The sequence below is a fragment of the Myxococcus sp. MxC21-1 genome (genome assembly GCF_032612255.1).
GTDB classification, from domain to species: domain Bacteria; phylum Myxococcota; class Myxococcia; order Myxococcales; family Myxococcaceae; genus Myxococcus; species Myxococcus virescens.
In genome coordinates, this window is the sequence record NZ_CP123278.1 from 3,170,180 (window position 1) to 3,192,500 (window position 22,321).

Below are 22,321 nucleotides of genomic sequence, written 5' to 3' on the forward strand. Positions count from 1 at the left end.
TCCATGGGGGTCAAGGCGGCCGTTGACGCGTGCCGCGTGAGCGGGGATACACGCGCCATGACGCTCGCAACGGTACTGGGACAGCCTCGCGCGGTGGACGCCCTCCAGGCGGCCCTGCGCAGCGGCGCGGTCCACCACGCGTACCTCTTCGCCGGGCCGGAAGGGGTGGGCAAGGAGCTGGCGGCCGTCGGGCTGGCCCAGGCGCTCACGTGTCCCGAGCAGCCAGACGTGGGCTGCGGCGCCTGCGCGAGCTGCCAGCGGGTGGAGAGGGGCCTCCACCCGGACGTCACCTGGGTGATGCCTGACGATGAACGGGTGTCCCGGGGGCTGGCGGGCCGGTCCGACTTCACCGGGACGCCCAGCCGGGAGCTGCGCGTGGAGCAGGTGCGCCAGCTCCAGGAGCGCATCGCCCTTCGCGGTCTGGAGTCGCGCCGCAAGGTGGCGCTCATCGTCTCCGCCCAGACCATGAACGTGCAGGCGCAGAACGCGTTCCTCAAGACGCTGGAGGAGCCGCCTTCGGACACCACGATCATCTTGGTGGCCAGCGCGATTGACCGCCTGCTGCCCACCATTCGCAGCCGGTGCGGAAAGGTGCACTTCGGCCCACTGCCGGTGGACCTGGTGGCCCGGCGCGTGGCGGAGGCGCGCAAGCTGGACGCGGAGACGACCATGCTCGCGGCCGTCATGGCGGGCGGCAGCCTGGGCCGGGCCATGGCGCTGGACGTGGACGCGCTGTCGCGGCGCAAGGACACCGTCACCGCCTTCGAGGCCTTGCGCGGCGAGGACGCCGTCGGCCTGCTGCGCTTCGCGGAGGCCCATGGCGGCTCGCGCGAGGAGGCGGAGAGCACCCTGGAGCTGCTGGCGCTGTGGACGCGCGACGTGGCGCTGGTGAAGTCAGGCCTGGAGTCGGGCCTGGCCAACCGCGACCTGGTGGAGCTGGCCCGGCAGGTGGCGGCCCGCACGTCTGACATCCTCCTGCACCGCCGGCATTCCTTGCTGGAGGCGGCGCGGGCGGCCATTGCCCGGAACGGTGCGCCCCGGCTCCAACTGGAGCGGATGCTCATCGACCTGTTCACGGAGACGTCGCGATGAGCGCCAGTGACCTGGATGACGTGCTGGCCAGCGTGAAGGGGGGCAAGGTCGCCCCGGTGTACCTGTTGGTGGGCGAGGAGTTCCTGGTCCGCAAGGGTGCTGACGAGTTGGTGAAGCTGCTCGTCCCTGACGCGGCCATGGGCCTCAACCTGGCCGTGTTGGACGCGGGCAGCCCGCGCGAGGTGGCGCAGGAGTTGGCCACGCTGCCGCTGTTCCCCGGCCGCAAGGTGGTGCTGGTCCGCGACCCGGAGTTCCTGGCGCCCAAGAAGGGGCGAGGGGACGCGCTGGGCAAGGCACGCGAGGCGTGGAAGGCGGGCAAGCGGAAGGAAGGCGCGCGGCGGCTGTTGGCGCTGGCGGCCCGCGCGGGCTGGGGCGTGGAGCAGTTGGACCCGGGCACTCCCGGGGCGCCGTCCGTGGAGCAGTGGAAGGACGAGCTCAACGTGGAGTTGGCCGACGCGGACGTGGCCTTCCTCAAGGAGGCCGCCGCCTTCTGCCGCGAGGAGCGCATCTCCGCGCCGGAGGGGGATGCCTCGGCGCTGCTGGACCTCATCCAGAAGGGCGTGCCGGCGGGCCATGCGCTGGTGCTGGCCGCGTCCGACGTGGACGCCAAGAATCCGCTGGTGAAGCTGGCCCACGACAAGGGCCATGTCGTCGAGCGGAAGGTGGCGGCGCGTCACAAGGACCTGGACCTGACCGACATCGCCAAGGAGTTCCTGGCGCCCTTCAAGAAGAAGCTGGGCCCCGGCGCGCTGGACGAACTCAAGGAGCGCATCGGCGGGAACATCCGTCTGCTTCAGTCGGAGCTGGAGAAGCTGGCCACGTATTCGGAAGGGCCCGCCATTGAGCGGGCGGACGTGGCCGCGCTGGTCCACCACGCGCGCGAGGAGGAGTTCTTCGAGCTGTCCGAGGCGCTCCAGAAGCGCGACTTCGGCGGAGCGCTGTCCTACGCGGACGACGCCATGGGGCAGGGGACCCACGCGTTGCAGTTGCTGGGGGCGGTGGCCTCCATCGTCCGGAGCCTGCTGGAGAGCCATGAGTGGCTGTGGCGCTACGCGGGGGGCAATCCGCCTCGCACCGCGAAGGACGTGGAGGCGCGCGTCTTCCCCCGGCTGGAAGCGGAGCTGAAGGGCAGCAAGCGGAAGCTGCCCAACGCGTGGGCGCTCACGTTCAGCATGAAGGCCGCGGCGGGCTATGAGCGGCGGGAGCTGCTGGGCGCGCTGGTGGCCTGCGCCGAGGCGGACCTGGCGCTGAAGTCGTCAGCGAACGGCCGGCTGGTCATCGAGCGGCTGCTGGCCACGGTGTGTGTGCGCCAGCAAGGCGCGGGTTATTAGAGGAGGCGCATATGGCGGACAAGCGTCGTTTCGACCTCTTCGCGGACTTCCTGGTGGAGCGCTTCAACGCGCCGCGCGTCTTCGACGTGGCGGGCGGGCAGGGCAAGCTCAACGAGGCGCTGACGAAGCGGGGCCGTGCCGTCACCACCTTCGACCTGCGGCACAAGCACCTGCCCGTCACCTACGCCCAGCGCATCTTCACGCTGGAAGAGCCGTGCGAGGCGGAGCTGGTGGTGGGCATGCACCCGGATGGCGCCACCCGCATCATCATCCAGTACGCGGCGGCGCACCGGCTGCCCTTCGCCGTGGTGCCGTGCTGTTCGGACAACGGCATGCCTTACAACCCGTGGATGCGGCACCTGGCCGAGCTGGCTCGCGAGTCGGGCTTCACCACCGTGGAGGAGGTGAAGCTCTCGATGGACGGGCGGGCCCGGGTCCTCGTGGGCGAGCACGGCGCCGCTGTGTCTTGACGGCGTCGGAGTTCCCGCCGCCTGTCACTCGGTGGGCCCGGCCAGCAGGCCCGTGACGTCCTTCCACGGCCCCTGGCAGGGCGGCGTGTCCGAGGCGAGGTAGTGCCCGACGCGCCCCGGCGCCAGCGCCACCACGGCGGATGAGCGCGTGCCGTAGAGCGGCGTGTGGATGCAGAGCGCCTGGAGCCGTTGCAGGAAGTCGCGGGGCAGGTCCTCACCGGCGCCAGGGGGCGGAATCAGCTCCTCGGCGGGGAGGGTCGGGTCCGACAGTACCGCCTTCAAGCCCGCCTCCAGCTCCGGCCAGGGCTTCTTCGCCACCTCGGTGGTCAGCAGCCGGGCCCGCTCCACCTTGGGCAATTCCGGGGCGTTCAGGACGTCATTGGGCAGGACATGCACCCCCGGGGGGACATCCTCCCGCCGCAGCTGCCGGTCCGTCCTCCGGGCGTAGGCCACGCGCAGGCGCTGGGCGTCTCCATAGAGGAGGTTGAAGGGCATGAACGCATCCCCTGGCAGGGTATCCAGGTACCGGTCCACGGCCTCCACGCTGCCGGCCTGGAGGGCCTTGAGCACCACCTCGCCCCGCGAGCGAGGGGCCGGGCCCTGGCCTCGCTCGCCCCGCTGGTTCGTCAGGCCGACGAACAATCCGCCGTGGGTTACACCCATCCACGTCCCACCGCGCTCCTCATCCCGGCCGCCCACGGCGAGCGGGGACTCCAGAAGCACTTGGGGACCGGTGGCGGGGCGGGCGTAGAACTCGTCCCGGTTGGCCGCGAGCACCAGCGGCCATTCGGGGTGGACGTGGCGCAGGATGATGATGGTGCACATGCGTATCCGGTCGATAACATCTCCGGCTCCGTGGCGCATTCGTGCCTGCGGTCCTCACGCCGTCGATGACCTCGGCCATCCGAGCGGCTAAGGTCCGCCGCCCTCAGGAGAGTCCATGGCTGAGAGAATTCTCGTCACCAGCGCGCTGCCCTACGCGAACGGCCCGGTCCACATCGGCCACGCCGTCGAGTACGTGCAGACCGACATCTACGTTCGTTTCCTCCGCTCGTGTGGCAGGGACGTCGTCTACTTCTGTGCCGATGACACCCACGGCACGCCCATCGAGCTGAACGCGGCGAAGCAGGGCCTCAAGCCCGAGGAGTTCATCGCCCGCTTCCACGAGGAGCACCAGCGGGACTTCCGCGACCTCGATGTCCGCTTCGACTACTTCCACTCCACCAACTCGCCGGAGAACCGCCAGTACGCGGAGCTCATCTACGGGCGGCTGAAGGAGAAGGGCGACATCGAGCGCCGGAACATCGAGCAGACCTACTGCGAGAACGACCGCCGCTTCCTGCCGGACCGCTTCATCAAGGGGACCTGCCCCAACTGCAAGGCGGCCGACCAGTACGGCGACGCCTGCGAGAAGTGCGGCAAGGCCTACGACCCCACGGACCTCATCGACGCGCGCTGTGCCCTGTGTGGCACGCCCCCGGTCCGCAAGCACTCCGAACACCTGTTCTTCAAGCTTTCGCGGCACGCGGACTTCCTCCAGGACGTGCTGCGCAAGCCGGGCTTCCTCCACCCGGGCCTGGCGACCCAACTCCAGGGCTTCTTCGAGAAGGGCTTGGCGGACTGGGACATCAGCCGTGACGGGCCGTACTTCGGCTTCGCCATTCCGGGTGAGACGGACAAGTTCTTCTACGTCTGGCTGGATGCGCCCATCGGGTACATCGCCACCACGGAGAAGTGGGCGAAGGAGACGGGCAAGGCGAAGAGCGCGCTGGACTACTGGAGCGCGGACGCCGACACCCGCATCATCCACTTCATCGGCAAGGACATCGTCTACTTCCACGCGCTGTTCTGGCCGGCCGTGCTCAACGTCGCGGGCTTCCACATCCCCAGCGAAATCAAGGTCCACGGCCACCTCACGGTGAACGGCGAGAAGATGTCGAAGAGCCGCGGCACCATGGTGCCGGTGCGCGACTACCTGGACCAGTTGGACCCCAGCTACTTGCGCTACTTCTACGCGGCCAACCTGGGCCCGGGCGTGGAAGACCTGGACCTCAACCTCAAGGACTTCCGCCAGCGCGTGAATGGCGAGCTGGTCAACAACGTGGGCAACCTGGCCAACCGCGCCCTGTCGCTGCTGGCCGGTCCGCTGGAGAAGCGTCTCGCGCCCGGCCGTGCCGAGGGCCCGGGCCGCGAGTTGGTGGAGGCCGCGCTCGCCCGCGTGCCGGAGGTTCGCGACGCGTTCGACAAGCTGGAGTACCGGTCCGCCATCCGCGTCATCACCGAGATTGCCTCGGCCGCCAACGGCTTCCTCCAGACGACCGCGCCGTGGGCCCAGGTGAAGAAGGACGCGGAGGTCGCTCGCGCGGACCTGTCCGACGCCGCGGACGTGGCCTACCTCCTGGGCGCGCTGCTCGCCCCGGTGACGCCGCGCCTGTCGGAGAAGCTCTTCGCCCAGCTCGGCGCGGAGCCGCTGACGTTCCAGGCCCTGGAGGGCGCGAAGTACCCGCTGTTGGATCGCAGGCGTCCCATTGGCACGCCCGAGCCGTTGCTGCCGCGGCTGGAGGAGGAGCGCGTCAACGCCATCATCAAGCTGCCGGAAGGCGCCGCTGCGCCGCAGGCCGCGGAGGCCGGCCGGCCAAGGGCGCCAAGGCGGAGAAGAAGCCCGCCGAGGCTCCCGCCGCGACGCAGGCGGCGGCCCCGAGCGCTGGCGCGGCCGAGTCGTCGGGTGAAATCGAGTACGACGACTTCGCCAAGGTGGTGCTGAAGGCCGGCAAGGTGCTGGCCGCGGAGAAGGTCCAGAAGGCGGACAAGCTGCTCAAGCTCACGGTGGACGTGGGCGAGGGGAGCCCGCGCACCATCGTCTCCGGCATCGCGGAGGCCTTCGCACCCGAGGCGCTCACCGGGCGCAACGTGGTGGTGGTGGCCAACCTCAAGCCGCGCAAGCTCAAGGGCATCGAGTCGCGCGGCATGCTCCTGACGGCGGGGCCGGGCGGCAAGGAGCTGTCGCTGCTCGACCCGGGCGATGTGGCCCCTGGCAGCGAGGTGAAGTGAGGTGACGGACTGGCGTGCCGACCGGGACCGGGCCCTCCTGACGCTGGAGCGCGAGAAGCGCCCGGCGTTCAGGACGGAAGCCGCGCTCCAGCTCTATCACCTCGCGTCGGAGGTTCCCGAGCACGCCGCCGAGTTCCTCGAGGCGCTCCCCCGGCTGCTGGCGGACAAGCAGGTGGAGGTGCGCCGCGCGGGGGTGAGCCGGCCTCCGTGGTGGTGCCTCCGGAGGAGCTGCCGGACCTGCTCATCGCCCGGCTTCGGGACGAGGAGTGGCAGATTCGCCTGGAGGCCACCGGCCGGTTGGCGGACCGGCCCGGCCGGAGCTGCGTGGGGCGCTGGCCTCCATGCTGGAGGACGGCACCTTCGAGGTCCGCTTCGAGGCGGCACGCGGCATCGCCAGCCTCCATCACGCCGCGGGGCTGGAGGTGTTGCTGGAGGCGCTGGACGCGGACCTGCTGCGCTTCCGGGCCCTGGGGGCGCTGGCGGAGCTGGGGGACGCGCGCGCGCTGCCCCAGGTGAAGAAGCTGTTCGGCCGGTGGCTCCTGCCCGCCTTCGACAAGACGCAGGCCGCCGGGGTGCTGGCGAAGCTGGGCGATTCGGACGGCTCGGCGTACCTCATCCAGCGGATGGCGAAGAAGCGGTGGAGCCCGGACCGGGCCCTGGCCGTGGAGCTCTGCGGCGAGGTGAAGGTGCCCGGCGCGCTGGAGCGGTTGAAGGAAGTCCTGGACGACGTGAAGGACCCCTGCCGGGGCGCGGCCGCGAGAGGCCTGGGCCGGCTGGGCGATGCGCGGGCGCTGCCCTGGCTGGTCGGGCTGCTCCAGGACGCGCAGGCCTCCGAGGACAGCCGATTGGACGCCGCTGACGGGCTGTGGCGCCTGGGCGGGGCGGAGGCGCGTGAGGCCGTTCGCAACGCGGTGAGTACCTTTCCCTCACCGGAGGCCCGCGCCGAACTGGAAGAGCTGTTGCAGGAGGAGCCATGAAATTCGTCGACGCCCATTGTCACCTCGAGGTGAAGGACTACCCGGACGTCGTGGCCGTGCTCGATGCGGCTCGCGCGGCGGGGCTGGTCCATGCCGTCGTGGTGGGGCAGTTCCACGGCCCGGGCAACTGGGGCAACGCGCTGGAGGTGGCGGCGGCGCACCCGGAGTTCCTGTCGCCCACGTTGGGCATCCACCCACACGAGGCCGCTCGGGCCACCGAGGAGGACCGGCCACGCTGGAGCGCACCTGCGCGCGTCCCGAGGTCCGGGCGGTGGGGGAGGCGGGCCTGGACTACTACTACGAGCACTCACCGCGTGAGGCGCAGGCGGAGGTCTTCCGGCGGCAGTGCGCGCTGGCGCTCCGGCTGGGCAAGCCGCTGGTGGTGCACGTGCGCGACGCGCATGACGACTGTGACGCCATCCTCGGCGAGACGGGCGTAGCGAAGGGCGTCATCCACTGCTTCACCGGCGACACGGACGCGGCCCGGCGCTACCTGGACCGGGGCTTCCTGCTGTCGCTGTCGGGCGTCATCACCTACAAGAAGACGGAGGCGCTCCAGGACGCGGTGCGCTTCGCGCCGTTGGACAGGCTGATGGTGGAGACGGACAGCCCGTACCTGGCGCCGGTGCCGCACCGGGGGCGGAAGAACCAGCCCTCGCACGTGGTGGAGACGGCGAAGAAGGTCGCCGAGCTCAAGGGCGTGACGCTGGAGGAGGTAGCCGCGGTCACCACCGCCAACGCCGCCGCCCTCTTCAACCTCAACCTGCGTTGAGGCCGCCGGCCAGGGCCGCGAGGTCCTGGTCCATCTGCGGCACGTCCAGCAGCAACGCGTCCGGGTCGTACTGGAAGTCCGCCTGCTTCAGCTTCAGCAGCGCCTGTAGCGCGGGCTCGCCTGAGTGACCACCGAAGGACGCGAAGACGACGCGGCCCCGCTCCAGGTGCAGGTAGCCCTCCAGCGTGTGCTGGCGCAGGTTGAGCCGGCCGCTCTTGTGGCCACCGCCCAGCGTGCGCAACAGCTCGCGCGGGGAGCTCGTCGAAGCTGCCGCGCACCACGCGCCCCGGGCCATTGTGTTGAACCCGGTCGTCGTAGAGGGCCTGCACCGTCTTCGCGATGGCGGGCTTGTCCGCGGGCGACAGCACGTCCGTGGCGCCCGCCATGAGCAAGCGCTCCCGCGTGGCATTGTCGGGCTCGCCCACCACCGCGATGGGCAGACCCGCCGTCTCTGGCGCCGAGCGGGCCTGCGCCAGCAGGTCCGTCACGTCCTGCAGCCCCAGCCGCAGGCTCACCACCAGCACGTCGCAGTCCTGCCGCGCCAGTCCGTCCTGCGCGCCCTCGACGGTGGACAGCGCGTGCGCCACCAGGCCCTGCTTCAGCACCGCCTCCAGCAGCTCGCCGCGCGCCGTCTCGTCCGGCTCCACCACGAGCACCTGGCGGCCTTCGCTCTCCAACCGGTGGCGCAGCAGCTCACCGCTCTGGAGCTGGATGACGATGTCCGCCACCACCGGGTCATAGAGCACGCCCGCGTACTTGCGCAGGTGCTCCAGGGCCTGCTCCTTGAGCAGCACGCGGCCCAGGGCATTGCCCGGGTTCTTCGTCAGCTCCAGGAAGCTGTCCACCGCCGCGAGGATGCGCGCGCCCAGGGTGATGTCCTCGCCCTTGGCGCCCTGGGGCGTGCCGGAGCCGTCCCAGGCTTCGTACATCTGCGCGAGAATGGTGTTCGTCTGCGCGGGCAGGTGCACCGTCTCGAACATGCGGGTGGGGATGCGGCAGGCCAGCTTCGCCTGCGCCTTCCACTCCGGGTTGACGGCGTTGCTCGCCAGCGAGAAGTGCCGCTCCGCCGGCTTGCCCAGGTCGTGCAGGTAGGCGGCGATGGTCAGCGCGGCCAGCTCCTTGTGGGGCATGCCCATGCGCTGGCCCACGATGCCGGCCTGCCGCGCCAGCTGCGCGGAGTGCCCGCGGTGGCGCTGCCGGTCCTGCTCCAGCAGGCCGACCATGATGCCCAGCGTCTCCACGTAGTCGCTGTCGCTCACCAGCCCGCGCGGCCCGCCGGGCTCGCGCCGCTGGGTGGACGGGCGGACCGCGGGGGTGCCGGTGCTGCTGCCGCGTTGCAGCCGCATCCGCGCGTCCGTCTCCACGCGGAAGTTGAGGCTGAGTCCGCCACGGTTGCCCGCGCTCGTCCCGGTGGCGCTGCCAGCGTAGGTGCGTCCGTGCTCCGGGGCGCCCGTGCGGGACGGCGCGGCCGGGGCCTGGCCCTGGGCGTTGGCGCCTTCCAGCAGCGCGGCGAAGGCGGTGGGATCTCCGTAGTAGTGCTTGCGGATGGCGGCGGAGATGGCGCTGCGCAGGCCCACGTACGCGTAGACCTCCGACATGCCCGTGACGAGGGCAATCTCGTCCATCAGCGACTTGTTCTGCGGCTCGGCGGCGACCACGGAGAGCAGCTTGCGCTCCGGGTCCACCGCCAGCGGCAGCACGTTCTGCGCCTCGGCCAGGCGCACCGGAAGCCGGTCCAGCACCTCGGTGGCGATGCGCGCCTTCGCCAGCTTGTCCGCGCTGACGAAGCGCGTCTGGAACTCCGCCGCCAGGAAGCGCAGCAGCGCCGCTTCCTGGAGCAGTCCCAGCTCCACCAGACAATCACCGACCTTGTGGCCGGTGATTTTCTGGTGCTCCAGGGCCTGTTCCACGGCCCCGGCGTTGACGAGTCCCGCCTCGATGAGGCGCTCTCCCAACCTCTTCGCCATGTGCTGCCTCAGCTCTCCGAGGAACCCTCACCGCCCTTGTTGCCGGAATCGGACGGTAACGACGTCAGCGCGCTGAACGGCTTGAAGGTCAGCTCCTTGGGCAGCGAGCTCGCGTCACGCGGCGGGCGCTCCTCGCGGGGCGGACGGGGCGGGCGCTCCTCACGCGGACGCTCCTCACGCGCGCGCTCCTCGCGGGGCGGACGCTCCTTGCGGGGCGGGCGCTGGGCCTGCTCCTGCTGCGGGGCGCCCTCGGCCGGGGTGCCCGGCTGCTGCTGCTTCTCCGCCCGGGCCTTGCGCTTCTCCTCGCGGCCCTTGCGGCGGCCACCGCCCTCCACCGGGGCGCGGCCCCGCGAGGTGGGCGAGGGGCCCTTCCACAGCTGGCGCTCGTAGGGGCGCACCACGTCCGTCCACTTGTCGTGCGAGTCGCGCTGCATGGCCTCCAGCCACGAGGCGATGCGCGCGTCCAGCGACTCCAGCGAGTGGATGATCTGCGCTTCCAGTGTCACCGGCGACTTCGGGCTGCCGTGCTGCGCGTCGCCGTGCTGGGAGATGACCAGGTGCGTGAGGTGCTGCTCCAGGAGCGGCGGGAAGCCGGGGATGGCCAGCGCCTTCTCGCGCAGCTTCTGCGCCGTCAGGACGAGGTTGCCCACCAGCCGGCCCTCGTCGGAGGACTCGGAGGCGTCCGCCGCCTTCAGCACCTGCTGCAACAGCGCGCCGGCCAGCAGCAGGTCGCGGTCCGCCATGGGGTACTGGTCCGCCACGCGGAGCGTCAGCCGCATCACCGACAGGATGTGCTCCGCCAGTCCGCCACGCCACGCGTGGTGCGTGCCCCGGACGCCCTGGGCTACCGGCAGGCCGGCCGCAATCTTCGGGTCGTCCAGGAAGGCCAGCAGCAGCTGCTTCACGAAGGTGTCGCCGATGCGCTCGGTGACCATCTCCCGGATGAGGCCGGCGGCGCGCGCGCCACCCGGGCCCTCGTTGCCGCGGGCCTCGCCCTTGTCGGCCTTCTCGGGCTTCTCAGCCTTGGCTTCCGGGGCGGCCTTGGCCTCCGGCGCGGGCTTCGCCTCGGCGGCGGGCGGGGCCGGGGGCGGCTCGAACTCCTTGGGATCCAGGGGCTCGGGGTCCAGGCGCTCCAGGGCCTCGACGACGACCTGGGTGCGGCCGTGGAACTGGATGACGTTGCCCTGGACGAGCACGAAGTCGCCCGGCTGGAAGACGGGCTCGAGCGCGTCGACCTTGTCGAAGATGCGCGCGTCCACCTCGCCACTCTTGTCGACGAGCGTGGCGGCGACGAACACCTTGCCACTGCGGGCGGTCACCTTCTCCTTCTTGGTGACGCGGAAGACGGTATGGACGCGGTCCTTCTCCCGCAGGTCGGCCGCATACACCTTGCGGACGGTCTCCACGGAACCTTCCTGGGCGGGGGGCGCGGACTCGGGCACGTTTTCGTTGGTCATTGCGGCGGCGGACACTAGCACTCCATCGGCCGCGCGGGTGGACCGCTTCAGCTGACTTCCAACGCCATCGCGTGGAGGTGCTCGGCCCCGTGGGAGCCGGCCAGGGTCGGGTGGTCCGGCGGCAGGCCCGGGCGGGCCAGCCGGGTGGCGATCCGGGCCTCGCCCTCGCAGGCGGTGGCCACCAGGTCGTCAAAGCCGTCCTGGGGGAGGGGTGGATGGTACCCGGTGACCATCAACCAGCCACCGTGGCGCGTCCTGCGAAGCGCGTGACGCAGCAACTCCACGAATTCCTCGTCGGTCGCCACGGCCGGTGTGTCCAGGAGGACCAGGTCGAAGGTGTCTCGCACCGCACGGAGGGCCTGGAGGGGCTTGCCCGTCTCCACCATCACCCGGCCCAGCAGGCCGTTGGCCTCCGCGTTCTCACGCGCCAGGTCTGCGGCGTCCGCGTCGGCGTCGAAGGCGAGGATGTGCCGGGCCCCGTGCACCCCCGCGTGGACGAAGAGCCCTCCCACGTTGCAGCTGGCGTCCAGCACGCGCGAGCCCTGGGACATGCGGGCCACGAAGCGGCGGACCTCGCGCTGGTCATACGCGTAGCCCGTGCCCTGGCCGTACGTGAGGTCCACGGTGAAGCGGGCCCCCATCTCCAGCAGCCGGCACCAGCGGGGTGGGGTGCCGTACAGGACATGGGGGCGCTGCGTGGGCAGGCCCAGCGCCTTGCGGCGAGGGGTGTCGTTGCGCAGCAGCACCGCGCCCGCGCCCGCCACCTCCACCAGCGCGCGCGTCAGCTCCTCGATGCGCGCGTCCATGGCACGCGTGAGCGTCTGCACCACGAAGTGCGTGTCGTAGCGGTCCACGATGAGGCCGGGCAGGCCGTCCCCGTCATCGTTGACGACGCGGCAGAAGCGCGGGTCGTCCACCAGCCGTGCCCGCCGCTCGAAGGCGCGGCGGAGATGGCGCGGGATGAGTCCCTCCACCACCTCGTCCGGCTGGCCGAGCCGCCGCACCGCGTAGGACGCCTCTAAATCCACATCTCCCAGGCCCAGCACCGAACCGTCCTCGTCCCGAAGCTGTACGGGCTCTCCGGGCTGCGGCGTGCCTTCCATGGAGATGATGTCTTCCCGGCGCACCCATGGCGCGCCATGGCGCAGTCGGCGGGCGGCGTCGCGGGACAGATAGGTGCTGAGCACGGTGGGTTCTCCTCTCGCGGCGACCCGAGGGCACCGGCGCCCGGGGCGTGCTGCCAGGGAAGAACATGGGGTGCTGGCCCGCGGATGGCTGCCCGTCCCAGAGCGCCACGTCGGGGGGCAGCCGGGCGGGCGGGCCCGTGCGCCGTCGCCCCGTTGCTTCAGCCCCCACTGGGCGGGCGCTTGAAGGCCTTGGTGGTGACCTGGAAGAGCAGGGTGCTGGCCGCCAGCGCCAGGACGATGCCGATGCCGCGCAGCCGCAATTCGTCGCGGAACACCAGGGACAGGGCCAGCGCGCTCAGCAGCACCACGGCCGCCACGCGAAGCACCTGCCCCCGCTGCAATGCCCCTGAGCGCGCGGGTTTCGCCTGGGCAAGAACGGGGATGCTCGCCGCCTTGCGCCAGGTGGTGGCGGTCTCCTCCCGGACTTCGTCCTCCGCGTCCACCAGCCCCTGGACGTAGGCCCGCTCCACATCCAGCAGGCTGGGGTAGACCAGCTCGCCCTCTGGCGTCCGCACGACGTATCCCATGAGCCCTCCTCCCGGCCGTCCGTCAGGACAGTTCGGTGGCAATCTGCTCAGCGACGCGCAATCCATCAACGGCGGACGACACGATGCCGCCCGCGTAGCCGCAGCCCTCGCCCGCCGGGTAGAGGCCCTTCATGGACACCGACTGCAGGTCCTCGCCGCGGGTGATGCGCACCGGTGAGGACGTGCGGCTCTCGATGCCGATGAGCTTGCCCTCCTCGCTGATGAAGCCGCGCATCTTCCGCTCGAAGGTGCGCAGGGCCTGCTTCAGCGCCTCGGTGAGCCGCTCCGGGAAGAGTTGGTTGAGGTCCGTGTGCGCCAGGCCGGGACGGTAGCTGGTGCCGCCCGGGTCCTTCTTCACGCGCCCGGCCAGGTAGTCCGGAATCGTCTGGGCCGGCGCGTAGAAGCGGCCTCCGCCCAGCTCATACGCCTTGCTCTCCCAGTGGCGCTGGAACTCCAGGCCCGCCAGCGGCCCGCGGAAGCCCTCGCGCTCGAAGTCCGCCACGGACACGGACACGACGATGCCCGAGTTGGCGTAGCGCGCGTTGCGCCGCGAGTTGCTCATGCCGTTGGTGCACTGGAGCCCGTCCTGCGTGGGCGTGGGCACCACGATGCCGCCGGGGCACATGCAGAACGAGAAGACGCCGCGCACCTCGCCGTCCACCTCCAGGTTCTCCGCCAGCTTGTAGTCCGCCGGGGGCAGGCGCGGGTTCTTGGCCGCGTTGCCGTACTGGATGCTGTTGATGAGCGTCTGCGGGTGCTCGGCGCGGAAGCCCAGGGCGAAGGGCTTGGCCTCCACAATCACCCGGCCGTCGGCGGCGAAGCGCTCGTAAAGCTCGCGCGCGGAGTTGCCGGGGGCCAGGATGACGCGGTTGCTCTCCAGCGTGCGTCCGTCGGACAGCTTCACGCCCGCGATGTGGCCGTCCTTGTAGAGCAGGTCGTCCACGCGCGTGCTGAAGTGGACCTCGCAGCCGCCGGCGATGAGCTCCTCGCGCAGCTTCGCCACCGCGCCGGGCAGCAGGTCCGAGCCGATGTGCGGCTTGCCCTCGATGAGGATGTGGTCCGGCGCGCCGTAGCGGGCGAAGGCCTCGATGACCTTGCGCACCATGGGGTGGTTGATGCGCGTGGACAGCTTGCCGTCCGTGTACGCGCCCGCGCCGCCTTCGCCGAAGTTCATGTTGCTTTCGGGGTCCAGCGTCCCGTCGCGCATGAGCTTCGCCACGTCCTTGCGGCGCGACACCACCTCGCGGCCCCGCTCCAGCAGGATGCTGCGAACCCCGCGCTCCAGCAGGCCCAGCGCGGCGAAGAGCCCCGCGGGGCCCGTGCCGATGATGATGGGCCACTGCTCCGGCGCCTTCACCGGGCCCAGCGCTTCGGGAGGAGGGGGCGTCTCACCCACGTCCGGTGGCAGCTTCGCCGGCTTCTTGCCCCGGGCCAGCTCCACCTCCAGCGTGTAGATGTAGCGCGGGCTGCCCTTCTTCCGCGCGTCCAGCACGGAGCGCACCACCCGCACGGACGCGAGGTCGGAGCGGGTGACGCCCAACTTCTCCGCGGCGCGCTGACCGAGCAGCTCCTCTGGCTCGTCCAGCCACAGCCCGATGTTGTTCACCCGATACGCCATCGCATCCGCTCCTGGTGGGGCGCGTATCTCGCCGCCCTGTTGAAAGATTGCAAGCCCTTGAAATCCGGGTGCGAACCCGCTGATGCACCCCCTCACGCCAATCCCCCGTACCGCCGAGGACTGCGCAAGCGCGTTCGCACTGCCCTCCAGGGCCGTTCGGGGCCCTGGTCTACTTCAACCCTTGGGAAATGTTGAGGAATCCGTGAGGAAGAGAACGACTGGCACGGGGGTTGAAACAGGGCTGTCTCGTGATTAGGCGGCGTCGCTCCTTCCCGGCCGCGTTCTTTATGGAGGCACTGACCTTGAGCACCGATCAAAAGGGCACCCGGATCCTGGCGCGCACGTTCTTCAACCAGCTGCGCGCGAGCGGCTACACCCCGCAGCAGGTGATTGGCATCGCCACGGAGCTGCTCGAGCTGGTGACGACGGACATCAAGGAAGGCGAGAAGGCGACAGCCGTCCAGGCGGCGCAGGAGCAGGCCCCGGAGCGTCGCCCGCACGCCTGAGGCTCGCAGCGGGTTCTCCCCGCGGGCGCGCGGGCTCCGGACGGGTTTCCGGGGCGCCCGCTCGCGTGTGGAGGCAGCGAGGTGGTGAAAGGACCGGCCCTGGCCGGTCTTTTCGTTTCGACTGATTGAGAAGTCAGGCGCGGGGCGCCCTCTGCTCCCGCCTCCGCTGGTACGCAGCCGCGCCGGCGACAAAGAGCAGACCCGCGGTGAGGGCGCTGAAGACGCTGCTGGCCGTCTGCGTGGCCTGGAGCGCCATCAGCACGCCGCCCGCGGTGAAGGCGGCCACATCCACCCACGCGGGACGGCGCTGCGGCAGCACCAGCACGAGGATGCAGGCCGTCAGCGGCAGTCCTAGCGCCACCTGGCGGATGATGGCGTCGGTGCTCGTGCGCACCGTGTCCCAGTTGTGCACCAGGATGGCGGCGAAGATGACCACCGTGCCCAGCGCGAGCACCAGCACGCCCGCGGCGGCCGCGTCCTTGGCCAGCCGGGCCTTCTCGTCGAACTGCTGGACGGCCAGGTCCACCAGGTGCTCCAGTGCGCTGTTGAGGATTTCCGCGAAGAAGATGAGCAGGACGCAGAAGATGAGCGTCACCTTCTCCGCGAGCCCCAGCGCGATGCCGCTGCCCACCAGCCCCACCAGCACGGCGGCGATGAGGTGGATGCGCATGTTGCGCTGGTAGATGACGGTGTGGATGAGCCCCGCCCACGCGTGACCGAAGGAGGCGAGCAGCCCCGAACCGTGACGGGGAGGGAAGGACGAGGGTGGCCGGGGAGGTGCGTTCATCGATGGCGAAAGCGCGGGGGAGGCTAACACCCGCGGGACGGATTGCCCCTTCGTCGTGAAGGGGTATGGTCCGACCCTGTGAATGCCCCTTCCTACTCTCTTCGTGTCCGTCTGGGTGGCGCACTTCTCGCGCTGTTGTTGACTTCCTCCCTGGCCCGCGCCGAGCCCCACGCCGCGCACGACCCTGCACTGGATGAAGGGGCGTGTGGCCTGGAGCCGCCGGGCGTGGAGTACGTGCCGATGCCCGGGCCCCGTCCGCATGAGACGCGCCGCCTGTCCGCCGCGGAGCCGCCGGTCGTCCGGCGCGAGCTCCGGACGGGGGCTTCCGGGACGAAGTCGGGCGTGCCGCAGACGCGGCAGCGCACGGGCGCGCTTTCCGGCAAGGTGGTGTACCTGAGCCCGGGCCACGGCTTCACGCGCAGCGCGCCGCTGAACCGTTGGGCCACGCAGCGGCCGAACACCTGGGCCGTGGTGGAGGACCTCATCTCCGCCGAGGTACTCAACCAGTACCTGCTGCCCATGCTGACGGGCGCCGGCGCCACCGTGGTGCCCCTGCGGGAGCCGGACCTCAACGGACACATGGCCATCGTCGACGCCGGGCAGGCCGGCTATTCGGAGGACGGCGACGTCTTCGAGTCCTCCGCTCAGCCCGGCTGGGGCACACCGCCGACACCCATGGGCAACGGGGTGGAGCCCTTCTCGCTGGGCACGACGCGGGTGATGGCCTCCGCGCGCAGCGCCACCGCGAGCGCGACATGGACGCCGGAGATTCCCGCGGAGGGCAGCTATCACGTCTACGTCTCCTACGCGGCCGACCCCACGCGCGCGCCGGATGCGCACTACGTGGTGAAGCACGCGGGCGGTGAGAGCCACTTCCGCGTCAACCAGCGCCGTCACGGCGGGACGTGGGTGTTGCTGGGTCGCTTCTATTTCAAGGCGGGGCAGCACCCGGAGTCCGGCGCGGTGGTGGCGCTGAACGACACCGCGGAGGGCGGCACGCTGTCGCTGGACGCGGTGCGCTTCGGCGGTGGCAGCGGCGTCATCGGTGACGCGGCGATGGCGCCCCTGGCGCGGCCCCGCTACGAGGAGTCCGCGCGCTACCACGTGCAGTTCAGCGGCGCGCCCTTCACGGTGTACGCGCCCACGGGGGCCAACGCGCTGTCCAACGAGCGCAACGCGGACGTCACCGCCCGTCCTCGCTTCGCCGCGTGGCTGCACGAGGAGGGCGAGGACGCGGTGTACGTGGCGTGGCACACCAACGCGTCCACCACGGGCAACGTGTCGGGGACGGAGGCCTACGTGTACGGGCCCAACCCGGTGGACGGCACGCTCAACTTCACCGGCTTTCCGGGCAGTGACGTGCTGGCGCGGGCGCTGCTGGACGAACTGGCGCAGGACATGCGCCGCGAGGTGGACCCGAGCTGGCGGGTGCGCAACCTGCGCTCGGCGAACCTGGGCGAGGTGAACCCCACGCACAACAACGAGATGCCGTCCGTGTTGCTGGAGGTCGCCTACCACGACAACGTGACGGATTCGAACCGGCTGAAGGAGCCCGCGTTCCGCCGGGTGGCCGCGCGCGCCATCCTCCAGGGACTCATCAAGTACTACGCGGCCCGGGACAGCGTGCCTGTCGTCCTGCCGCCCGAGGCGCCCGAGGCGGTGGCCGCGCTCAACGGCAGCGGCGGCACGGTGGAGTTCCGCTGGGCGGCGCCGCCGGCCAACCCGGACGAGGAGGGCCGCGACGCGCCCACGGGTTACCGCGTCTACCAGAGCGCGGATGGGCTGGGCTGGGATGACGGCACGGATGAAGCGGGCACGTCCTTCCGCACCACGCTGGCGCCGGGCACCGTGCGCTACTTCCGCGTGGCCGCGCACAACGCGGGCGGAGAGGGCTTCCCGTCCGTCACCGTGGGCGTTCGGACGCCGGGCGGCGCGGAGTCCCCGGTGCTGGTGGTCAACGGCTTCGAGCGGCTGGATGCCTCCCAGGCGTGCGCCGAGCCGCTGGACGCCTATGACCTCCAGGCGCCTGTCCGCTTGCTGGTGGAGGCGATGAACGACGGCACCTACGTGCGCCGCCACGGCGCCGCGCTGGCGCACGCGGGCACCGCCTTCGACAGCGCGACGCACGCGGCGGTGGCGGCGAACCTGGTGACGGTGGGCGCGCCGTACCGGCTGGTGGACTGGTTCACCGGCCGGGGTGGGGCGGGAGGGGCCCGTCCTACCCGTGAGGCGCAGGACGCCCTGCGCGGGTTCGTGATGCAGGGGGCACCTCCTCCTGTCGGGCAGCCACGTGACGTCGGCGCTGGCCGTGGGCTCGGCGGAGGACCAGGCCTTCCTGGCGGACATTCTTCGCGCGGCGCCGGGCAGCGGAACGCCCCCATTCACCGTGGAGGGCATGCCGGGCGACTGGCTGGCCCAGCTCACCGGGGTGGCGCTGGATGACGGCACGCGGGGCGGCTACGCGGTGGGCGTGACGGACGTGCTGACGCCCGCGTCGGGTGGCACGTCCGTGCTTCGCTATCTGGGAACGGACCTGGCGGCGGGCGTGATGTCGGCGCCCAACGGGCGGGTGCTGCTGCTGGGCGTGCCTTTCGAGGGCATCGTCAGTCCGGTGCAGCGCGCCGGGCTCATGTCCTCATTCCTGGTGCAGACGGGCCTGCTCACGGAGCTGCCTCCGCCGCCGGCCGAGGAATCCGGCGCCGCGAGCCTGCTCACCGCCTGTGTGGCGGCGCGGGGCGTGGACCCGCACCCGCCACCGGAGCCCGAGCCGGAGCCTGAACCCGAGCCCCTTGTGGTGGGGGTGCTGCCGCAGTTCTATCCGCTGGGAGATTCCGGCTGTGGCTGCGGGGCGGGTGGGGGAACGGGCACCGCCGTCTGGCTGTTGCTCGGGGTGATTGTTCAGCTTCGGCGTGCGCGTCGTCGCGGGGATGTCGCCGGGCGTTGACTCGGCCGGTCGCGATGCCTACGGTCGGCCGCCCTCGATTTTGACGTGACGACCCGTGGGTGCCTGGCACCCACTGCTCAAGGAGACGACGAACATGGCTACCCGGATTGCCATCAATGGTTTTGGCCGCATCGGTCGCTGCATCCTCCGCGCGGTGCTCAGCCGCAAGGAAGACCTCGAGATTGTCGCCATCAACGACCTCGACAAGCCCGCGGCGCTGGCGCACCTGTTCAAGTACGACTCCGTGCACCGCACCTGGCCGGGTGAGGTGAAGGCGACGGAGAAGGGCATCGTGGTGGACGGCAAGGAGATCACCGTCACCGCGGAGAAGGACCCGACGGCGCTGCCCTGGAAGAGCCTGAATGTGGACGTGGTGCTGGAGTGCACCGGCCGCTTCACCGCGCGCGACGCGGCGGAGAAGCACCTGAAGGCGGGCGCGAAGAAGGTCATCATCTCCGCCCCGGCCAAGGGCCCGGACATCACCATCGCTTACGGCATCAACCACAACGAGTACGACCCGGCCAAGCACCACGTCATCTCGAACGCCTCTTGCACCACCAACTGCCTGGCGCCCATCGCCAAGGTGCTGGTGGACAACTTCGGCATCGAGAAGGGCCTGATGACCACGGTCCACAGCTACACCAACGACCAGCGCATCCTGGACCTCACCCACGAGGACATGCGCCGCGCCCGCGCCGCCGCGCTCTCCATGATTCCCACCAGCACCGGCGCCGCGAAGGCCATTGGTGAGGTGATTCCGCAGCTCAAGGGCAAGATGCACGGCCTGGCCGTCCGCGTGCCGACTCCGAACGTGTCCCTGGTGGACCTGACGGTGAACACCGAGAAGAAGGTCACCGCCGAGGCCGTCATCGAGGCCTTCCGCAAGGCCGCCGAAGGCCCGCTCAAGGGCGTGCTGGAGTTCAGCGACGCGCAGACGGTGTCGGTGGACTACAACGGCAACCCGCACTCGGCCATCTTCGACTCCACCAACTGCTTCGTGATGGGCGACAACCTGCTCAAGGTCATGGCCTGGTACGACAACGAGTGGGGCTTCTCCAACCGCATGGTGGACACGGCGAAGTTCCTCGTCTCCAAGGGCGTCTAGTCCCAAGGGCGTTCAGGGCACCGAGAGAGAAGGACCGAGATGATCCGTTACATCGATGATCTGCAGCTGACCGGGAAGCGCGTCTTCGTCCGCGTGGACTTCAACGTCCCGATGGAAGGACGGCGCGTGACCGACGACACCCGCATCCGCGAGGCGATGCCCACCATCCGGCGCGCGCTCGAAATGGGCGGGAAGGTCATCCTGGCCTCCCACCTCGGCCGCCCCAAGGGACCGGACCCGAAGCTGTCGCTGGAGCCTGTTGCCGTGCGGCTCGCCGAGCTGCTCGGCGGCAAGCACGAAGTCATCCTCACCGACGACTGCGTCGGTGACGGCGTGAAGAAGCAGGTGAAGGAGCTCAAGGAAGGCCAGGTGGTCGTCCTGGAGAACCTCCGCTTCCACAAGGAAGAGGAGGCCAACGACGAGACGTTCGCCCGCGAGCTGGCGGCGCTGGCGGACGTCTATGTCAACGACGCCTTCGGCACCGCCCACCGCGCCCACGCGTCCACCGCGGGCATGGTGCCCTTCGTGAAGGAGAAGGCGGCCGGCTTCCTGATGCGGAAGGAAGTCGAGTACCTGGGCAAGGTGCTCAAGAACCCGGACAAGCCCTTCGTGGCCATCCTGGGTGGCTCGAAGGTGAGCGATAAGATCAAGGTCATCGAGAGCCTGCTGCCCAAGGTGGACGCGCTGCTCATCGGTGGCGCCATGGCCTACACCTTCCTGAAGGCGCAGGGCGTCGAGGTGGGCAAGTCCCGCGTCGAGGGTGACAAGCTGTCGCTGGCCACGCGCCTGCTGGAGGCGGCGCACCGGTTCAAGACGCAGCTGGTCCTGCCGGTGGACCACATCGTGGGCACCGAGCCCACGGAGAACAGCCCCGCCACGGAGACGCCGGACAACGCGATTCCGCCGGACATGATGGGCCTGGACATCGGTCCCAAGACGCGCGCCATCTTCGCGCAGCACATCCGCGATGCGAGGACGGTGGTGTGGAACGGGCCCATGGGCCTGTTCGAGGTCCCCAAGTTCGCCGAGGGCACCCGCTCCGTCGCCGCGGCCATGGCCATCAACACGCAGGCCACCACCGTCATCGGCGGCGGGGACAGCGCGGCGGCCGTGGAGCAGATGGGCTTCGCGGACAAGATGAGCCATGTGTCCACTGGTGGAGGTGCGTCCTTGGAATTCCTGGAAGGACGCGACTTGCCGGGCATCAAGGCGCTGGAGACGCGGTAGGCTCCGCGTCCGACACACCACACACCCCTGGGGGACACCATGGCCACCGCGCGTCGTCGGAAGATCGTTGCTGGCAACTGGAAGATGAACAAGTCGGTACCGGAGGCGCTCGCCCTGGTGCGCGACCTGCGAGGGCAGGTGGCTTCCCTGGGGGACACCGTGGAGGTGGTGGTGGCGCCGCCGTTCGTGGCGCTGCAGCCGCTGCATGTCGCGCTGGAAGGCGCGCCGCTGGCGCTGGCGGCGCAGAACTGTCACTGGGAGTCCTCGGGCGCCTTCACGGGTGAGATTTCCGCGCCGATGCTGGCCGAGCTGGGGTGCGCCTACGTCATCGTGGGGCACTCCGAGCGTCGGCAGCTCTTCGGGGACACGGACGAGCAGGTGAACAAGCGGGCGAAGGCGGTCCGCGCGGCGGGGATGACGCCCATCATCTGCGTGGGCGAGACGCTGGCCGAGCGCGAGGCGAACCAGACGCTGGCGGTGGTGGAGCGTCAGGTGCGTGGGGCGCTGGAGGGCTTCGGGGCCAAGGACGTGGCGGGCTTCGTGCTGGCCTATGAACCGGTGTGGGCCATTGGGACGGGGCGCAACGCCACGGCGGCGCAGGCGCAGGAGGTCCACGCGGCGATCCGGGGCCTGATCGAGCGCCTGTATGATGGGGAGACGGCCGGGCGGGTGCGCATCCAGTACGGCGGCAGCGTGAAGCCGGACAACGCCGCGGAATTGCTGGGCCAGCCGGACGTTGATGGGGCGCTTGTCGGGGGCGCGAGCCTGAAGGCGGGCGACTTCGCGGCCATCGTCAAGGCGGCCACTTAGAGTTGATCCTGGAGGCGGTTGGAAGATGTTGTCACCCGTCCACCACTTTGGTGTAGGGTGCGCCTCCTTTTCACGGAACGTCTGAAAGAGTCCACATGCTGACCTTCGTCACGATCGTGCACGTCCTGGTGTGCGTGTTCATGATCTTCGTCATTCTGCTCCAGCCGGGTAAGGACGCCGGTATGGGCTCCGCGCTGGGCGGTGGTGCCGCCACGAGCGCCTTCGGCGGCCGGGGTGCGGTGACGTTCCTCAGCAAGCTGACCGGCGTCTTCGCCGCGCTCTTCTTCTTCAGCTCGCTCGGCCTGTCCTTCGTGGGGCTGCGCTCCTCGGTGGCGGCGGGTGGCTCGGTGGCTTCGCCTCCGGCGCAGTCGGCCCCGGCGACCTCGGGTGACGCGGCGCCGGGCAGCATGGAGCAGCCGCGCGGTGAGCAGTCGACTCCGCCCGCCGAGGGTGGTGGCAACCCGGCGACGGGTGAGTCCGCTCCTCGACGCAG

At 70.5% G+C, this 22,321-nt stretch carries 14 protein-coding genes and 5 pseudogenes (1 of these 19 only partly in view); 12 read left to right on the forward strand and 7 right to left on the reverse strand.

Annotated features, from left to right (window positions below; genetic code table 11):
• The first annotated feature begins 57 nt into the window (after positions 1-57).
• The 3 genes from holB to QEG98_RS14740 are packed head-to-tail and all read left to right on the forward strand — an operon-like array spanning position 58 to position 2,893.
• The gene (gene holB, locus QEG98_RS14730; protein ID WP_316567140.1) at positions 58-1,092 is read left to right on the forward strand and encodes a DNA polymerase III subunit delta'; all 1,035 of its coding nucleotides are present in this window, start codon (positions 58-60) and stop codon (positions 1,090-1,092) included.
• Entirely contained in the window at positions 1,089-2,423 is a 1,335-nt protein-coding gene (gene holA, locus QEG98_RS14735) for a DNA polymerase III subunit delta (protein WP_316567141.1), read from the forward strand. Before holB ends, holA begins: the two co-directional genes overlap by 4 nt.
• Positions 2,424-2,434: 11 nt before the next feature.
• On the forward strand, positions 2,435-2,893 hold the full coding sequence (locus tag QEG98_RS14740) for a hypothetical protein (protein WP_316567142.1): 459 nt from the start codon (positions 2,435-2,437) through the stop codon (positions 2,891-2,893).
• 24 nt (positions 2,894-2,917) lie between these two features.
• Here the strand turns inward: QEG98_RS14740 and QEG98_RS14745 are convergent, their stop codons facing one another.
• Positions 2,918-3,718: an NRDE family protein gene (locus QEG98_RS14745; RefSeq protein WP_316567143.1), complete on the reverse strand. Its 801-nt coding sequence runs from the start codon at positions 3,716-3,718 to the stop codon at positions 2,918-2,920.
• A 115-nt stretch (positions 3,719-3,833) separates the two neighbouring features.
• Between QEG98_RS14745 and metG the strand changes: the two are divergent.
• From metG to QEG98_RS14760, 3 pseudogenes are all read left to right on the forward strand, one after another.
• Positions 3,834-5,944 (forward strand): annotated as a pseudogene (gene metG, locus QEG98_RS14750) (methionine--tRNA ligase).
• A 1-nt stretch (position 5,945) separates the two neighbouring features.
• Positions 5,946-6,921 (forward strand): annotated as a pseudogene (locus QEG98_RS14755) (HEAT repeat domain-containing protein).
• Positions 6,918-7,693, forward strand: a pseudogene (locus tag QEG98_RS14760) (TatD family hydrolase). The pseudogenes QEG98_RS14755 and QEG98_RS14760 overlap by 4 nt, the downstream one beginning before the upstream one ends.
• Here QEG98_RS14760 and QEG98_RS14765 read toward each other — a convergent pair.
• From QEG98_RS14765 to QEG98_RS14785, 5 genes and pseudogenes are all read right to left on the reverse strand, one after another.
• Positions 7,680-9,660: pseudogene (locus QEG98_RS14765) on the reverse strand (HD domain-containing phosphohydrolase). The pseudogenes QEG98_RS14760 and QEG98_RS14765 sit on opposite strands and share 14 nt — an antisense overlap.
• An 8-nt stretch (positions 9,661-9,668) precedes the next feature.
• Positions 9,669-11,117, reverse strand: coding sequence for an OB-fold nucleic acid binding domain-containing protein (locus QEG98_RS14770; protein ID WP_316567144.1), 1,449 nt, complete (start codon positions 11,115-11,117; stop codon positions 9,669-9,671).
• Between the two features lie 47 nt (positions 11,118-11,164).
• Complete coding sequence (locus QEG98_RS14775) at positions 11,165-12,304, reverse strand: class I SAM-dependent rRNA methyltransferase (protein WP_090488826.1); 1,140 nt, start codon at positions 12,302-12,304, stop codon at positions 11,165-11,167.
• Positions 12,305-12,462: 158 nt separating this feature from the next.
• Complete coding sequence (locus QEG98_RS14780; RefSeq protein WP_090488824.1) at positions 12,463-12,831, reverse strand: hypothetical protein; 369 nt, start codon at positions 12,829-12,831, stop codon at positions 12,463-12,465.
• Positions 12,832-12,853: 22 nt separating this feature from the next.
• Positions 12,854-14,449 carry an NAD(P)/FAD-dependent oxidoreductase gene (locus QEG98_RS14785; protein ID WP_090488822.1) on the reverse strand — a complete coding sequence of 532 codons (1,596 nt, stop codon included), beginning with the start codon at positions 14,447-14,449 and terminating at the stop codon, positions 12,854-12,856.
• 302 nt (positions 14,450-14,751) lie between these two features.
• On the opposite strand from QEG98_RS14785, the gene QEG98_RS14790 reads away from it, so the two are divergent.
• The gene (locus tag QEG98_RS14790) at positions 14,752-14,955 is read left to right on the forward strand and encodes a hypothetical protein (RefSeq protein ID WP_244171607.1); all 204 of its coding nucleotides are present in this window, start codon (positions 14,752-14,754) and stop codon (positions 14,953-14,955) included.
• A gap of 133 nt (positions 14,956-15,088) precedes the next feature.
• Here the strand turns inward: QEG98_RS14790 and mprA are convergent, their stop codons facing one another.
• Positions 15,089-15,742: an MprA protease, GlyGly-CTERM protein-sorting domain-containing form gene (gene mprA, locus QEG98_RS14795; RefSeq protein WP_090488818.1), complete on the reverse strand. Its 654-nt coding sequence runs from the start codon at positions 15,740-15,742 to the stop codon at positions 15,089-15,091.
• Between the two features lie 78 nt (positions 15,743-15,820).
• Here mprA and QEG98_RS14800 point away from each other — a divergent pair.
• The 5 genes and pseudogenes from QEG98_RS14800 to secG form a co-directional block, all read left to right on the forward strand.
• Positions 15,821-18,686 (forward strand): annotated as a pseudogene (locus QEG98_RS14800) (N-acetylmuramoyl-L-alanine amidase).
• A 94-nt stretch (positions 18,687-18,780) separates the two neighbouring features.
• Complete coding sequence (gap, locus tag QEG98_RS14805; protein WP_011552882.1) at positions 18,781-19,791, forward strand: type I glyceraldehyde-3-phosphate dehydrogenase; 1,011 nt, start codon at positions 18,781-18,783, stop codon at positions 19,789-19,791.
• Between the two features lie 39 nt (positions 19,792-19,830).
• On the forward strand, positions 19,831-21,018 hold the full coding sequence (locus QEG98_RS14810; protein ID WP_316567145.1) for a phosphoglycerate kinase: 1,188 nt from the start codon (positions 19,831-19,833) through the stop codon (positions 21,016-21,018).
• A 39-nt stretch (positions 21,019-21,057) separates the two neighbouring features.
• Positions 21,058-21,828: a triose-phosphate isomerase gene (gene tpiA / locus QEG98_RS14815; protein ID WP_316567146.1), complete on the forward strand. Its 771-nt coding sequence runs from the start codon at positions 21,058-21,060 to the stop codon at positions 21,826-21,828.
• Positions 21,829-21,923: 95 nt separating this feature from the next.
• A protein-coding gene (secG, locus tag QEG98_RS14820) for a preprotein translocase subunit SecG (RefSeq protein ID WP_316567147.1) crosses the window boundary here: on the forward strand, positions 21,924-22,321 show its 5' portion. It continues 91 nt past the right edge of the window; the window shows 398 of its 489 coding nt (coding positions 1-398); the start codon lies at positions 21,924-21,926; its stop codon lies beyond the right edge, outside the window.